This window comes from Haloplanus sp. XH21, assembly GCF_023276355.1.
GTDB lineage: Archaea > Halobacteriota > Halobacteria > Halobacteriales > Haloferacaceae > Haloplanus > Haloplanus halobius.
The window spans coordinates 1,171,440-1,184,913 of record NZ_JALLPL010000001.1 but is presented as its reverse complement, the minus strand read 5'-3'; the positions used below and the strand labels follow the sequence as shown (position 1 = coordinate 1,184,913).

Here is a 13,474-nt window from a genome sequence, read left to right as displayed (position 1 = left end):
CGTGTTCCGCCCCGTCGAGAGCGAGTTCGAACCACGCCAGCCCTCGCGTCCCGTCGGCGGGCGGTCGCTCACGAGGAGTAGCGACGCCCCGTCCACCTCGTACTGCTGGGGTGGACGACAACCTTTGGTGCTCCACTGCGTGGTGAGTATATGCAGGAGCTCGTGTTCGCGCTGGAATACGAACCCGGCCACAATCCGATCGCGGACGTGCTCGCGTCGGCACCGAGCGCGGAGATCCATTCGCGATCGTGTCACGTGACCGATAAGAGTCTCTGGCGTGTCGACCACGCCACCGGGCCGTCCGAGACGCTGTCCGATCTGGAGTCGGTCGTTCTGTCGTCCGAATTCTACTCCGACTGTCTCGCGCGGGAGGCGTGCGGGGCGCCGTCACAGCGCGAAGTGCTGTACCGGAGCGACGACGAACTCGTCTTCTACGTCTACTGGGGACGGACGGATATCTGCGCCTCGATTCCGCACATGGCGCTCGAACGGTTCGGCGAGGGGTTTCTCTTCGAGACGCGCCGCGCCGAGAGACGGTACGTCTGGCGGCTGATCGTCCCGGACGACGCGTCCGCGAGCGCGTTTTTCGAACGGCTTCGAGACGAGGTGGACGTGTTCGCAGACATCGACCTGGTCCGCATCTCGCCGCTGACGGATGCGGCGGGACAGCCGACCTTCGGAAACGCGCTCCCAGCGGAACAGCGGGAGGCGATGCGTGCCGCCGTCGCCGAGGGCTACTACGAAACGCCGCGCGAAATCAGCCTGGACGACCTGGCCGACGAACTCGATATCCCCCGGTCGACCCTGTCCTACCGGCTGCGCAGCGCCGAGTCGAAACTCGCCAAATCCGCCGTGCAACCGGTGACGCGACCACCGCCCTCTCGGCTGTAGGGCAGTTGGCGCACGACAACTGAACCTCTTTTTCACCCCATCGCATACCGCTTCGCGAACGCAGGGCGTGTGTCGGTCACGGGGATGTGCCCAGCGCTCGGACACCGACCATGAACAGAGGAACGTGGCTACTCGTCGGCTTCGTCGGATCGCTCAGCGTCGCCTTCGCCGCTTTCGGACTGCTCTGGCTGCTCGACTTTCGGGAGCCGGCAGGCGTGGTGTTGTCCGCCGGCGTCGCCGCGACGCTGCTCGGGTTCGGCTACGTCGGCTACCAACATCTCACGCCGGGGCTCGACGATGACGGCCCGGAGCCCTGACGCGCCGAGCGTCAGAACGCGAGCCGTTCGAGCAGTCGGCGCGCGAACGGGGAGCGACTCGGTTCGTCCGGATAGACGGTGATCGTCGTACAGCCGGGCCGCGGGAACGTCGGCCGGTCGTCGAACAGCGCATCCCGCAGCCGGTCGTCGGCGCCGCGGCGCACCAGCACGTCCGGCTGTGACGGCTGCCCGCCGTCCGTTCGGACGGATTCGGCCTGGACCGGAACGGAGAGCAGTGCCGATAGCTCGGACTGGTAGTCGTCGATCATCCGCCGCTGCTGTTCGGTACTCCCGCGGTCGGCGTGATACCAGAGCGAGAGCGCCGCGTCGTTCGTGGCCGCGATGGCCTCGGCGACGTTCACGGCCAGCGGCGAGTACGGGCCGTTGTTCTCGGAGAGCGCGACGCGTTCGGGGCGGTCGTAGCCGAGGTTGTCGACGAGGAGGACGTCACAGGGTGCGTGCCGCACGATCCAGTCGATGGGGTCCCCGACCAGCCGGGACCGAAGCCGGAGCGGTTCGTGTTCGGCGACGATCGAATCCACGCCACGGCGGGACGCGAAGTTGACGACCGCGTGTTTCGTGTCGTGGCTGACGATTTCGTCGGCCTCGATGTCGACGCCGAACTCCGTCGGGAGCGACTCGATCCGAGCCTCGAAGGAGCGATCGGCCGACGACTGTCGCGCCGCGTCCTTGGTGAGCGGGGCCTGATCCGGGATTTCGTCGAAGCGAACGACAACGACGCGGCCGTCCTGGCGTCGAACGAGATCAGCGGCCAGGGCGACGAGCGACCGTTCCCGCGCCTCGTCGACGTCTTTCGTGAGCGCGACGAGGACCTCCCGCGTGTGTTCCGACATCGCGGACTCGACATCCGTGAGCGCGTTGCGACCGACCTGTCGGCGGATCGCGTCCGTGGCGGCCCCTTCGCGCTGGACGCGTGGCCGGACGTAAAGGAGATACCAGACGATGCTGCCGAGCGTGATGACGACGGCGCCGGCGAGGGCGATGCCCCCCATCTGCGTGAGGAGCAGAGCGCCCGTGCTGGCGCCGAATATCTGCATCCAGGGGTAGAGCGGCGACGTGAACTCGGGGTCGTACTCCACGCTCCCCTCGCGGAACGCGACGACGGCGAGGTTGATGAGCGCAAAGACCATGATCTGGAAGGCGCTCGCGAGTTTCGCGATTTCGAGGATCGGCACGAACGCGATGAGCAGTAGCAACACGGCCCCCGTGAGCGTGATCGAAGCGACCGGCGTTCCGAACCGCTCGTTGACGGCCGAAAAGGACGGCGGCGCCAGACTGTCGCGACTCATCGCGAAGGGGTAGCGCGACGACGAGAGGATGCCCGCGTTGGCCGTCGAGACCAGCGCGAGGATGGCAGCGAGGATGACCGCGATCACGCCGGGACGGCCCAGGGTCGCCTCGGCGGCGACGGCCACCGGCGTCATCGAACCCGCGACCGTCCCGGGATCCGTCACCCCGACGAGGACGCCGACCACGGCGACAGGAAGCATCACCCAAACGGGGACCGCGTAGGCGACGCCCATCGGAAGAGTGAGCAGCGCCCACAGGAGCGCGGACGGAACGAAGAGATAGAGGAGGTGATGGACCGTCCAGTCGGCGAACGCGACGGCCAAATAGACGTGTATGCGGTCGCGTCGGCGCCAGTCCGGGGTGGCACGCTGGGCGGACGGCACCGGACGCGGCGACGAGCGTGAGGGCCGTGTAGGTCCCCGGAACCGCAAACGTGAGCAGATACGCCGCCGGGAGAACGCGCCCGGCCGGAACGGCACCGAGTGCCGCATCCAACACGGACGGGACGACGGCACCTGCTGCAACCACCACGTATCCCGCTAGCAGGCACGCACTGACCAGTGGCCGACCGACTGGGCGATTCGCCCGTGAACGCGATACGCCACGCCGGCTATCCCGTCTACCACGGTGAATCACCACCCGGAGACACGCGGGACGGGGGCGTTCGGTGCCGAGCGCACGGACGGGTGTCTTCCACTGCCTACGGCGTTACTCTACACCGCCTTGACGGTTCTGCCCGCCCCTCACAGGACGGGCTGGGCTCTTCCGAGGGCGCTTCGAATTATATATCGCTAGATGCGGTTTATTCGCTCGCCCCGGCAAAAACGTTAGGTCACGAGCCACCGATGGGACGACCATGGGCCTACGGAAGCCACCGTTGCGGTCGGCACACACCGCACGCGGGGCGTCATTCACCGAATTCGGCGGCTGGGAGATGCCGGTGGAGTTCGACTCCATCCGAAGCGAACACGCGGCCGTCCGCGAGACGGCGGGTATCTTTGACGTCTCCCACATGGGCGAAATCGAGGTGTTCGGCCCCGACGCCACGAGGCTGATGGGACGTCTGACCACCAACGACGTGACCGAGCTCGACCCCGGCGACACGCAGTACGCGTGTATCACCGATAGCGAGGGGATCATCCTCGACGATACGATGGTGTTTCGGCTACCGGACGCCGAGACGGGTCCGCGCTACCTGTTCGTCCCGAACGCCGGCCACGACGCCGAGATGCACGCCCGCTGGATCGAGTTCCGCGACGAGTGGGGCCTCGACGCGACGGTGCGCAACGCCACCGAGGAGTGGGCGATGCTGGCCGTCCAGGGCCCCGACGCGCCGGACCTCGCGGCCGACGCGAGCGGCGGCACGACCCGCGACATCGACCGGTTCGAGGCCGCGTTTCTGGAGGTGAACGGCGTCCGGTCGTTCGCCTCCCGAACGGGCTACACCGGCGAGGACGGGTTCGAGTTCCTCTGTCCGTGGGACGACGCCGAAACGGTGTGGTCGGCGTTCGACTGCCAGCCCTGCGGGCTCGGCGCGCGCGACACCCTGCGCCTGGAGATGGGCTTTCTGCTCTCCGGGCAGGACTTCGACCCGGAGGACGAGCCGCGGAATCCCTACGAGGCCGGCGTCGGGTGGACGGTCAACCTCGACACCGAGTTCGTGGGACGGGACGCCCTCGAACGCGCCGAGCGCGAGGGCGTCGAGGAGCGCTTCCGCGGCGTCGAGTTGCTCGAACGGGGCGTGCCGCGCCACGGCTACGAGGTGGTCGACGCCGACGGCGACCACCTCGGCCACCTCACGAGCGGGACGATGAGCCCCACGCTCGACGAACCGATCGGACTCGGCTACCTCTCGGCGGAGCAGGCGCCCCCGGGGACCCGCGTTCGCGTGGTCGTCCGGGGCGAACCGAAGCAGGCGAACGTAGTGACACCCCCCTTCATCGACACATGAGCTTCGACGTACCCGCGGATCGACGGTATCTGGAATCGCACGAGTGGACGACGACAGACGAGGACACCGCCCGGATCGGCATCACGGACTTCGCGCAGGACGAACTGGGTGACGTGGTGTTCGTCGAACTCCCATCGGTCGGCGACGAGGTGCGTCAGGACGAGGAGTTCGGCGTCGTCGAGAGCATCAAGGCCGTCTCGGACCTCGTCTCGCCCCTCTCGGGCACGGTGACGGCCGTCAACGAGGACCTGTTCGACGCGCCCGAACTGGTCAACGAGGATCCGTACGGCGACGGCTGGATGCTCGAAGTCGAACCCAGCGACCCCGACGAGTTCGACGACCTGCTCGCAGCCGAAGAGTATCGCGAACGCGTCGAGTGACTCGCGTCATACGGATTATTGTAACCGTGTACTGGGGTTCGCCGGACCGTCCCGACGAACCACCAGTACTGACGGACAGTAAACCGTATCAGAAGTAGTCGTCGTGGTCCGAACTGTCGATACCGTTGATGCGGACCAGCCCGTAGTCGCAGTCGGTACACGTCCATTTCGTCTTCTCGCCCAGGTGTAGCGCCGTGCTGGCGGTCCGCCAGAACGTGTCGTTCGAACACTCGGGGCAGTCGTGGGCCATCTCCAGACTCATACCGTGTGCTCTACCGCCGGTCGTGTTGAATATACTGGTTCCCGAAACCGCTGACGGGAGCGCGAAGCGCCGTCAACGGATACCGCCGCCCTGGTAAATCGCATGTCGCGATAGGAAATCCGCATCCAGTCCACAACGGACGGCGGTCTGAATCCACGACGGACCGCCCGGTCGAAAGTAATTTTAATAACCGTTGGTTATCTGTAGCCATGGAACTACCGACGCCGCAGGATCTGCGCGAGCGGCGGACCTCACTCGAGCTGACTCAGAGTTCGCTGGCGGAGATGGCCGGCGTCTCCCAGCCGCTGATCGCGCGAATCGAAGGCGGCGACGTCGACCCCCGGCTGTCGACGCTCCGTCGCATCGTCGACGCCCTCGACGAGGCCGAGGGGAGCGTCGTGCGAGCCGAGAATCTGATGAACGAGGACCTCGTCAGCGTCGCCCCGGACGACTCCGTCGCCGACGCCGAAGACCGCATGGAAGACGCTGCCTTCTCGCAGTTGCCCGTGTTGCAGAACGGACTGCCGGTCGGCTCGATCAGTTACAGCGACATCCGGCGCGCGGGCGAGAACGTCGGACAGAACGCGGTGGCAGAGATCATGAGCGAACAGTTCCCGACCGTCTCGCGCGAAGATTCGGTCGATAAGATCAGCAACCTGCTGGACTACTACAAGGCCGTCATCGTCACCGAGAGCGGCGAAGCGGTCGGCATCATCACCGAGGCGGACATCGCCGCGGAACTCTCCTGATCGGCGTGGCGTCGGTCGTCCCGGAGCTTCTTATCGGAAAGCGCGGCCAGGCCGATACATGTCCTGACCGCTCACCCGGAACCGGACAGCCGTCGTGTGTCGACCCCGTTCCGGTGGCCGCCAGACACCTGTTCGCTATAGCTCCAGTCCGCGGATAGCGACGCCTTCACCTTCCTCGACGCGGCCGATGATCCGACCGTCGACGGCGGCCGCGAGCGATTCGGCGTCCACCTCGTCCACCGCGGCGACGAACCCGGTGCCCATGTTGAACGTGCGGTGCATCTCCTCGTCGGAGACGTTGCCGGCCGACTGCACGAAGTCGAACACCGGCTGGGGCTCGAACGCGTCGTCGACCACGTAGCGGTGATCGCCGAGGCGGTCGAGGTTGGTCCAGCCACCGCCGGTGACGTGGGCCGCGGCGTGGACATCGTGTTCCCGCATCGGGTCAAGGAGATCCGTGTAGATGCGCGTCGGTTCGAGGAGCGCGTCACCGAGCGTGTCGTAGTCGCCGAACGGACAGGGGTCCGTGTAGTCGTGTTCTTTCGTGACGGCCGTGCGCGCGAGCGTTAGGCCGTTGGAGTGGATCCCCGAGGACGGAACGCCGACGAGGGCGTCGTCCACTTCGGCCCGGCCTGGGAAGATGGCATCCTTGGCCGCGAGTCCCGCGCACGTCCCTGCGAGGTCCAGTCCGGTGACGACCTCGGGCATCACCGCCGTCTCGCCGCCGACGAGTTCGATACCCGCCCGCTCCGCGCCCGCCGCGAGACCCTCACCGATCTGTTCGGCGAACGTCTCGTCCGGGTCGTCGATGGCGAGATAGTCGACAAAGGCCACGGGTCGGACGCCGGCGGCGACGAGGTCGTTCGCGTTCATCGCGATACAGTCGATGCCGACGGTGGAGTAGTCGCCGAGCGCGTCGGCCACGAGGAGTTTCGTCCCGACGCCGTCCGTGGCGAGCCCCAGATACCGGTCCCCGATGTCTAGGAGGCCGGCGTAGTCGCCCGCGCTCTCGCCGACGGCGCCCACGAGCGCGGCCGTCGCGGCCTCGCTCGCCTCGATGTCGACGCCGGCGTCCGCGTAGGTGAGTTCCTCCCCGTCGTTGTCTTCGCTCATGCGCCACACCCCGTCGGCCGGACGCAAAAGCACACCGTTTGTCGCGACGCGGCCGCCGGTGTATTTGGTGCTCCGCGACGGAAGGCCGTGTATGGACCGGACGTTCCTCGCCGGCGCCGGCCTCGCTATCGTCGGCATCTGTGGCTACGTCGCGGGCGTGCTCGTCGCCTATCCAGGGCGGTCGTTCTCGCTGACCGCGCTCATGGTCGGTATCACGCTTGCAGCCATCGGCGGGCGCACGGAGGATGACGGATGATCCAGACCCTCGTCTACGACGGCGACCGGGTCGAAACACGGGACGCTGTCGACGCCGACGCCCTGCGCGACGCCCGGACGGCGACGGGCACCACCTGGATTCGCGCCGCGGACGTGACGGAGGACGAACTCGACCGGTTGAGCGCGGCGTTCGACCTTCACGCGCTGGAAATCGAGGACGTCCGCAACAACGTCAGCCCGAAAGTCGAACTCTTCGCGGAGCACACGTTCGCGCTCCTCAAGACCGCGTCGCTGCGCGGCGGCGAAACGACGTTCGAAGAGGAGATCCGCGACCTGCCGGTCGGCCTGTTTTTCGGCCACGACTGGGTCGTCACCATCGCCATCGAGGAGACGGCCGCGGTCGGATCGATATGGGACCGCGTGCGCCGCGAGGAGCCACGCCTGCTCGAACGCGACGCAGACTTCACCGCCTACCGCGTCATCGACGCCGTCGTCGACGAGTACTTCACCGTCCTCGACGAGATCGGCCGCGACATCGAGTCCGTGGAAGACCAGATCATCGACAGCCCCGACACCGAGACGCTGGAGATCCTCAACAGCCTCCGTCGGGAACTGCTCTCGATCCGGCGCATCGTCTGGCCGACGCGTGACGCCATGAGCGTCCTCTCGCGGGGCGAGACGGACCACGTCCAGGCGTCGACCGAGCGGTACTACCGCGACGTCTACGACCAGCTCGTCCAGCAAGTCGAACTCGTCGAGACGTACCGCGACCTGGCGAGCGGCGCCCGCGACATCTATCTCAACACGCTGTCGCAGTCGACCAACGAGGTGATGAAACGGCTCACCGTCGTCGCGACCATCATCCTCCCGCTCACGTTCGTCGTCGGCGTCTACGGCATGAACTTCGCCGGCGGACCCTACAACATGCCCGAACTGGGGTGGCGCTTTGGCTACCCTGCCGTCCTCCTCGGCATGGCGCTCACGGCCGGCGTGATGCTCCGGTATTTCCGATCCGAGGGCTGGCTGTGATCACATATACATCCGATCTTCCGGCACCTGTGCCTCCTCGACGGCGGCGTGGCGAGCAGCCAGCTCCTGATAATACTGCTCGACGGTGTGGGCGAACTCCGTCAGCGGCCCGGCGTCGACGCCGAGGTCGTAGACGCGCTCGAACGCCTCGACGAGGCGGACGGCAGCCGCCACGTCCGGCACCTGGGCGTGGACGGGCGTCACGAAGACGCCGGTTCGGAGCGCGGATTCGATCCCGCGGTACATGAGCGCACCGTTGACACCGTCGAGAAACCCTTTCGCCATGGGCTGGATGTCGGCATCGGCGAGGCGGTGGGTCCGGTAGTCGTCGGAGGCGACGTAGAACGTGGCGTGTTCGTCCGGACCGTGAGCGTAGGGGACGCCCGAGAGGACCAGCATCTCCGTAACGTCGTGTTCGTCGGTCCAGTCGAGCAGGGCATCGGCGAAGGGGTCCGTTGCCCAGGTGGGCAGAAACAGTTCGTTGACGAGGACGGTCAGGTCCAGGTCAGGTCGCGAGAAGAACCGCGAATGGTGTCGCGGGCGGCCGTCCTCGAACGGCGTGATGGAGGGCAGCGATGCGGCGGTGACGTGGCCCGTCTCCACCAAGTCGAGGTGGTCGACGAGGTAGTCGGCGGCGGTCAACCCGGCGAGACCGTACGCCGAGAACCCGGCGACCACCGTCGTCGATGGGGACATCTGATCGGAGATACGAAAGGATGGATCGCGGGTTGAGTCCGTCGACATGAGCGGCCGTACGCGAGGGGGTCACTTATACTATCATCCCGTCGGAGGGCGTGAGCGGGGGTGTCCCGCCTCGGTGGGCAGCGTCAGTCGTCGGCGGGTTCGTCGGCGACGGGCGAGACGTTCTGCCCGCCGGGCTCACCGGAGCGCCAGGTCCCGCGGCGGAACCAGAGATACGCCATGACAGCGCCGACGACGTTGGATATCAGGAAGGACATCCAGATGCCCGGCGGCCCCATAATGCGGGAGGCAAACCAGGCGATAGGGAGGCGAATCCCGCCGAGCATCGTCACGGCGACGGCGGCGGCGGTGAGCGTTCGACCAGCCCCACGAAAGGCCCCATTATACGAGCGCATGATGCCGATGAACCCGAAGGAGGGCGCGACGTAGCGGAGGAAGGTCGAGCCGACCTCGATGACCTGCGTGTCGTTCGTAAACAGGCCAACGAGGGGATCGGCGAAGAGCCACGTGACGACACCTGCGGCCGTGAGAACGACGAATGTCGTCCGGGCGGCGACGCCGGCAGCCAGTGCCGCCCGGTCCGGCTTACCGGCACCGATGTTCTGGCCGGCCATCGTCTCGACACCGCGGGCGACGGCGATGGCGGGCAGGAAGACCACCGAAAAGACGCGGACGCCGATCCCGAACGCCGCCACCACCGGCGTCGCGAACGTGCCGACGATGAACATGAGGAGGTTGATCGCGACGGCCTGGCCGGTGCCCTCGACGGACGCGGGCACGCCGATACGGACGAGTTTTCGGCCGTAGGCCAGGTCGGGGACGACATCCTTCGGGCGGATGCGGACGCCACGGCGCCCGGAGAGCATGATCCAGAGACCAACCACGAGCGCCAATCCGCGCGAGAAGACGGTGGCGATGGCCGCACCTTCGATGCCCCACTGCGGGAAGGGGCCCCAGCCGAAGATGAGCAGGGGATCGAGGACGATGTTGAGGACGACGGATCCGAGCATCACGAGCATCGGGGTGATGGTGTCGCCGTAGCCTCGCATGAGCGAGACGAAGACCAGAAACCCGAACATGAAGAAGATGCCAAGCGAGATGATCTCCATGTACGCCGTTGCGAGGGTCAACACGTCAGGAGAGGCACCAAGCAGATCAAGCACATCGCCGACGAAGACGTAGGCGACGGCGCCGACGAGCACCGACGCGATGGCCGCGTAGCCGACCGTCTGTGAGGCAGCGTATTCCGCTTCTTCCGTCTCATCTGCACCCGTGAACTGCGCGACGAGAATGCTGCCCGCGACGGCCAGTCCCATCCCCAACGAGATGATGAGAAAGACCATCGGGAAGGCGAAACTGATGGCCGCGAGGGCCTCCGTGCTGTACTGCCCGATCCAGAAGGTGTCGGCGAGATTGTACGCCGTTTGGAGCAGATTGGTGATGACGATGGGAAGGGAGAGATAGAACAGTGGTAGCCCTATGTCACCGGAGGTTAAGTCGAACTCCCCGCGGGATTTGAAGACATCGCTGAGTTTCATTGCTCTCCCTCCGTGCCCGCGTCGACGAGTCGTTCATCGATATGTGTGCGAATCGCCTCACGGACGCCAGCGTCGTCACCGAGGGTGATGCGCCGGGAGTGAGCGCCGTTGACGAGGGTGACGAGGAGCGTCGCCGTCGACTCCGGGTCGACATCGTCGCGGAACGCGCCCGTCTCCACGCCGTCGCCGACGACGTTCCGAACCCGGTCGTGGAGATAGCGGTCGAACCGCTGCAGTCGCTCGCGGAACGCCTCGTCGTAGGGCGCCTGCGCTTTCACCTCGAACAGCGCGGTCCGCAGTTCGCGCGTCGAATCCGTCCGCGGCGGGTTGAGCGCGGCGTCGAGCAACGCCAACAGGCGGTCGCGGGGCGCCTCGTTCTCCGGGGCAACCACGCGGTCGGTGTAGTTCTCGTAGAGATGGTCGAGAAAGGCGAGGAGGAGGCCACGCTTGGTGTCGTAGTGGTAGTGAAGGGCAGCCTTGCTCTTCGACCACTCGTCGGCGATGTCCTGCATCGTCAGCTCGGCGTAGCCGTGCCGACAGAGGGCGCGATACGTCGCGCACATGATGTCGTCGGTGGTGGAGGGGACCGAATCGGCCATGTCATAACTGACCGGTCAGTCAGCAAAAGGGTTCGGAACAAGGACGCAGCGTGGGAATGGAAGACAGTCACGTGATCTTGACGGGTCAGAACCCGACGCCGAGGACGAACACGACGTACAACGTGATGGCGGCCGCAGGGAGGAACGCAAGCGCGAAGACGACGTTGCTCCAGTTCAGTACGGTCCGGCCGTCGAGGCCGCCGAACGGGATGAGGTTGAACGCCGCCAGAAAGAGGTTGATGGCGACGCCGCGGCCACCGAGCAGGGCGATCAGTGGCGAGCCACCTAGGACGCCGGCGACGTAGACGGGCGCGAACGCCAGCGCGAGCAGGCCGTTCGTCACGGGACCGGCAAGCGCGATGAGACCGTGTTCGCGCTCGGTGAGACGGCCGCGGTGGTGGACGGCGCCCGGCGCGGCAAAGAGGAAGCCGACGAGCGCGCTCATGATGGCCAGAAAGAGCATGCCGTAGTCGGCGCGGAACTCCGCGACCTGATCGAAGCGGACCGCGACCACCTTGTGGGCGAGTTCGTGCAGGAGAAAGCCAAGCCCGGCAGTGACGAGGCTGACGACTAGCGGGAGGACGAGACCCTCGTCGAGGAGCCGCGAGATGGCCTGGCTTCCGCCACCCTCGAAGAAGATGGCGAAGGCGACGCCGAGGGCGACCCACGCGATAGCTAGATCCGTGAGTTCGCGCGAACTGAACTGGAGGCTCACGCGACGGTCCTCCAGAGCAGTTCGGCGCTGTTGCGCGCGCCTTCGAGCATGAGCCGCGAGACGCCCCCGACCCCGCCGATTTCCGTCGCGAACAGCGGCAGGACGTAGACCGCAAAGAGCAGACTCGCGATCATGCTTCCGACGTTCGTCATCGCGACGATCATGATGAGCCGAAAGAGTGGCACGTCGAACATCTGCCCGATCAGTTCGCGGATGGGCGTCTCCTCGTCGCCGAGGAGCTCGTTGAGGCGACCGATGTCGGAGACGTTGACCGGCGTGTGCCGGAGTTCGACGTAGCCCGTGAACCACCCCGGCGCGAGCAGGGGGTTGATCGACGTCATCCAGGCGACGAGGCCGCCGACGGCCGTCGACGACCAGCGCGCGCCGGCGAGCTTGGCGAGCCCGGCCGCGAAGACGCCGTTGACGACGAACCACGCGGCGAAAAGCCGGAGGAGGAAGCCGTCGCGGACGCCCGCCATCGCCAGCAGCGCGAAGAAAGCGACGAAGCCGACGGAGACGAGGATACCGACGGCTTTCAGCCAGGGGACGCCGCCGCCGGAGTCGGTGCCGACCAGCGACTCCCAGGGCGGCAGCGTCTCGGGAGCCGCGAGATAGCCCTCGATTCCTTCGCGGTGGCCCGCGCCGACCACCGCCACGACATCCTTGCCCGCCTCACGGAGCGCGACGAGTTCGTGGGCGATGTACGCGTCGCGCTCGTCGATGAGGGCGCGCGCGCCGGCGGGGCTGAACGAGCGGAACTCCTCCATCATGACGCTCACCACGTCGGCGTCGGTGAGATCCGCCAGATCGACATCGTCGAGGTCGTCGGTCGCGACGCGGCCGTAGCCGGCGCGGTCGGCGATCACGCCACCGAGCAGACCGACGGCGACGCCGCCCGCGAGACCCAGCGTGAGGCTCCCGACCACGCGGGCGACGAACGGGCCCAGATAGCTCGAAACGACGCCGTCCGCGAGGCCGAGACCGACGCCGCCGAGCAGGCCGACGGCGACGCCGGCGCCCGCGCCTGCCAGGAGCGCGTCGTTCGGGTCGAGGGACGCGTCGGCGAGGGTCTTGGCGACGAAGCCGACGCCCAGCGCGAGCACCACTCCGCCCGTGATACGCGTGAGGACGGGGAGCGTGAGACCGAGCGACGGTCCGAACAGGCCCAGCAGCGGCCCGGCGATAATTCCGGCGGCGACACCGAGGGCGAGGCCGATACCCCGGGCGTCGGTGACGCCGAAGGCGAGACCGCCGACGAGGCGAGCCTTCTCCAGAAACCCCATGCGCGCCCAGAACCGCTGGATCGTGGTCTGGATGTCGCGGTCGACCAGCGCCACGTCGATGCCGAGGTCCTCGGCCGTCTCCACCGCGGCCATCATGTCCGCGCCGGGTTCGATGTCGAACTGCTCGCCGAGACGCGCCTGCACGTACGACAGCATCCAGTAGGCGAGAAACTGGAAGACGGTGTTGCCGCGCAACAGGTCGCCGGGTTCGATGTCGTCGGGCGTCTCGCCGCGCATCTGGCGAAAGCGCCCCTCGTCGAGTTCCACGGCGACCACGTCCGGACGGTCGGTTTCGATCGCGTCCTCGACCTCGCGGACGCTGTCGGCCGAGACGTGGGCCGTCCCCACCACGCGGATACTCCCCTCGCCCGACGACGCCCCGTGATCGCTCATTGGTCGCGGTACTATGGCACGCTTT

Annotated in this window: 15 protein-coding genes; 7 read left to right on the top strand and 8 right to left on the bottom strand. The window is 67.0% G+C overall.

The features are described 5' to 3' along the window. Positions 1–150: 150 nt before the first annotated feature. Both MXB53_RS06045 and MXB53_RS06040 read left to right on the top strand, forming a co-directional pair. The gene (locus MXB53_RS06045) at positions 151–891 is read left to right on the top strand and encodes a helix-turn-helix domain-containing protein (protein WP_248896491.1); all 741 of its coding nucleotides are present in this window, start codon (positions 151–153) and stop codon (positions 889–891) included. A 110-nt stretch (positions 892–1,001) separates the two neighbouring features. Beyond that, complete coding sequence (locus tag MXB53_RS06040) at positions 1,002–1,208, top strand: hypothetical protein (protein ID WP_248896490.1); 207 nt, start codon at positions 1,002–1,004, stop codon at positions 1,206–1,208. A gap of 11 nt (positions 1,209–1,219) precedes the next feature. Here MXB53_RS06040 and MXB53_RS06035 read toward each other — a convergent pair whose 3' ends face one another. After that, complete coding sequence (locus MXB53_RS06035; protein WP_248896489.1) at positions 1,220–2,902, bottom strand: universal stress protein; 1,683 nt, start codon at positions 2,900–2,902, stop codon at positions 1,220–1,222. Between the two features lie 473 nt (positions 2,903–3,375). Between MXB53_RS06035 and gcvT the strand changes: the two genes are divergently transcribed. Together gcvT and gcvH are read left to right on the top strand one after the other, a co-directional pair. After that, positions 3,376–4,470 carry a glycine cleavage system aminomethyltransferase GcvT gene (gene gcvT, locus MXB53_RS06030; protein ID WP_248896488.1) on the top strand — a complete coding sequence of 365 codons (1,095 nt, stop codon included), beginning with the start codon at positions 3,376–3,378 and terminating at the stop codon, positions 4,468–4,470. Continuing rightward, the gene (gene gcvH, locus MXB53_RS06025; RefSeq protein ID WP_248896487.1) at positions 4,467–4,850 is read left to right on the top strand and encodes a glycine cleavage system protein GcvH; all 384 of its coding nucleotides are present in this window, start codon (positions 4,467–4,469) and stop codon (positions 4,848–4,850) included. The genes gcvT and gcvH overlap by 4 nt, the downstream gene beginning before the upstream one ends. A gap of 88 nt (positions 4,851–4,938) precedes the next feature. On the opposite strand, the gene MXB53_RS06020 is transcribed toward gcvH, so the two are convergent. Continuing rightward, positions 4,939–5,112, bottom strand: a complete 174-nt coding sequence (locus MXB53_RS06020; RefSeq protein ID WP_248896486.1) for a DUF7838 family putative zinc beta-ribbon protein — start codon at positions 5,110–5,112, stop codon at positions 4,939–4,941. Positions 5,113–5,321: 209 nt separating this feature from the next. Here MXB53_RS06020 and MXB53_RS06015 point away from each other — a divergent pair, with 209 nt between their 5' ends. Then, positions 5,322–5,861 carry a CBS domain-containing protein gene (locus tag MXB53_RS06015; protein WP_248896485.1) on the top strand — a complete coding sequence of 180 codons (540 nt, stop codon included), beginning with the start codon at positions 5,322–5,324 and terminating at the stop codon, positions 5,859–5,861. A 135-nt stretch (positions 5,862–5,996) separates the two neighbouring features. Here the strand turns inward: MXB53_RS06015 and purM are convergent, their stop codons facing one another. Further along, entirely contained in the window at positions 5,997–6,974 is a 978-nt protein-coding gene (gene purM / locus MXB53_RS06010) for a phosphoribosylformylglycinamidine cyclo-ligase (protein ID WP_248896484.1), read from the bottom strand. 91 nt (positions 6,975–7,065) lie between these two features. On the opposite strand from purM, the gene MXB53_RS06005 reads away from it, so the two are divergent. After that, positions 7,066–7,230, top strand: coding sequence for a hypothetical protein (locus tag MXB53_RS06005; protein ID WP_248896483.1), 165 nt, complete (start codon positions 7,066–7,068; stop codon positions 7,228–7,230). Continuing rightward, on the top strand, positions 7,227–8,219 hold the full coding sequence (gene corA, locus MXB53_RS06000) for a magnesium/cobalt transporter CorA (RefSeq protein ID WP_248896481.1): 993 nt from the start codon (positions 7,227–7,229) through the stop codon (positions 8,217–8,219). Before MXB53_RS06005 ends, corA begins: the two co-directional genes overlap by 4 nt. Here the strand turns inward: corA and MXB53_RS05995 are convergent, their stop codons facing one another. The 5 genes from MXB53_RS05995 to MXB53_RS05975 all read right to left on the bottom strand — a co-directional run bounded on the left by MXB53_RS05995 (position 8,220) and on the right by MXB53_RS05975 (position 13,449). Beyond that, the gene (locus MXB53_RS05995; RefSeq protein WP_248896479.1) at positions 8,220–8,963 is read right to left on the bottom strand and encodes a proteasome assembly chaperone family protein; all 744 of its coding nucleotides are present in this window, start codon (positions 8,961–8,963) and stop codon (positions 8,220–8,222) included. Positions 8,964–9,046: 83 nt separating this feature from the next. Next, positions 9,047–10,459: an MATE family efflux transporter gene (locus MXB53_RS05990; protein WP_248896477.1), complete on the bottom strand. Its 1,413-nt coding sequence runs from the start codon at positions 10,457–10,459 to the stop codon at positions 9,047–9,049. Further along, positions 10,456–11,058: a TetR/AcrR family transcriptional regulator gene (locus MXB53_RS05985; protein ID WP_248896476.1), complete on the bottom strand. Its 603-nt coding sequence runs from the start codon at positions 11,056–11,058 to the stop codon at positions 10,456–10,458. Before MXB53_RS05985 ends, MXB53_RS05990 begins: the two co-directional genes overlap by 4 nt. Before the next feature lie 85 nt (positions 11,059–11,143). Next, entirely contained in the window at positions 11,144–11,773 is a 630-nt protein-coding gene (locus MXB53_RS05980; RefSeq protein ID WP_248896474.1) for a metalloprotease, read from the bottom strand. After that, positions 11,770–13,449: a TraB/GumN family protein gene (locus tag MXB53_RS05975; protein ID WP_248896472.1), complete on the bottom strand. Its 1,680-nt coding sequence runs from the start codon at positions 13,447–13,449 to the stop codon at positions 11,770–11,772. Before MXB53_RS05975 ends, MXB53_RS05980 begins: the two co-directional genes overlap by 4 nt. Between the last annotated feature and the right edge of the window lie 25 nt (positions 13,450–13,474).

What these genes read in the sequence shown, in the direction of transcription:
- MXB53_RS06045 (WP_248896491.1), top strand. Translation starts at nt 151, where the DNA reads ATGCAGGAGCTCGTGTTCGCGCTGGAATACGAACCCGGCCACAATCCG.
- MXB53_RS06040 (WP_248896490.1), top strand. Translation starts at nt 1,002, where the DNA reads ATGAACAGAGGAACGTGGCTACTCGTCGGCTTCGTCGGATCGCTCAGC.
- gcvT (WP_248896488.1), top strand. Translation starts at nt 3,376, where the DNA reads ATGGGCCTACGGAAGCCACCGTTGCGGTCGGCACACACCGCACGCGGG.
- gcvH (WP_248896487.1), top strand. Translation starts at nt 4,467, where the DNA reads ATGAGCTTCGACGTACCCGCGGATCGACGGTATCTGGAATCGCACGAG.
- MXB53_RS06020 (WP_248896486.1), bottom strand. Translation starts at nt 5,112, where the DNA reads ATGAGTCTGGAGATGGCCCACGACTGCCCCGAGTGTTCGAACGACACG.
- MXB53_RS06015 (WP_248896485.1), top strand. Translation starts at nt 5,322, where the DNA reads ATGGAACTACCGACGCCGCAGGATCTGCGCGAGCGGCGGACCTCACTC.
- purM (WP_248896484.1), bottom strand. Translation starts at nt 6,974, where the DNA reads ATGAGCGAAGACAACGACGGGGAGGAACTCACCTACGCGGACGCCGGC.
- MXB53_RS06005 (WP_248896483.1), top strand. Translation starts at nt 7,066, where the DNA reads ATGGACCGGACGTTCCTCGCCGGCGCCGGCCTCGCTATCGTCGGCATC.
- corA (WP_248896481.1), top strand. Translation starts at nt 7,227, where the DNA reads ATGATCCAGACCCTCGTCTACGACGGCGACCGGGTCGAAACACGGGAC.
- MXB53_RS05995 (WP_248896479.1), bottom strand. Translation starts at nt 8,963, where the DNA reads ATGTCGACGGACTCAACCCGCGATCCATCCTTTCGTATCTCCGATCAG.
- MXB53_RS05990 (WP_248896477.1), bottom strand. Translation starts at nt 10,459, where the DNA reads ATGAAACTCAGCGATGTCTTCAAATCCCGCGGGGAGTTCGACTTAACC.
- MXB53_RS05985 (WP_248896476.1), bottom strand. Translation starts at nt 11,058, where the DNA reads ATGGCCGATTCGGTCCCCTCCACCACCGACGACATCATGTGCGCGACG.
- MXB53_RS05975 (WP_248896472.1), bottom strand. Translation starts at nt 13,449, where the DNA reads ATGAGCGATCACGGGGCGTCGTCGGGCGAGGGGAGTATCCGCGTGGTG.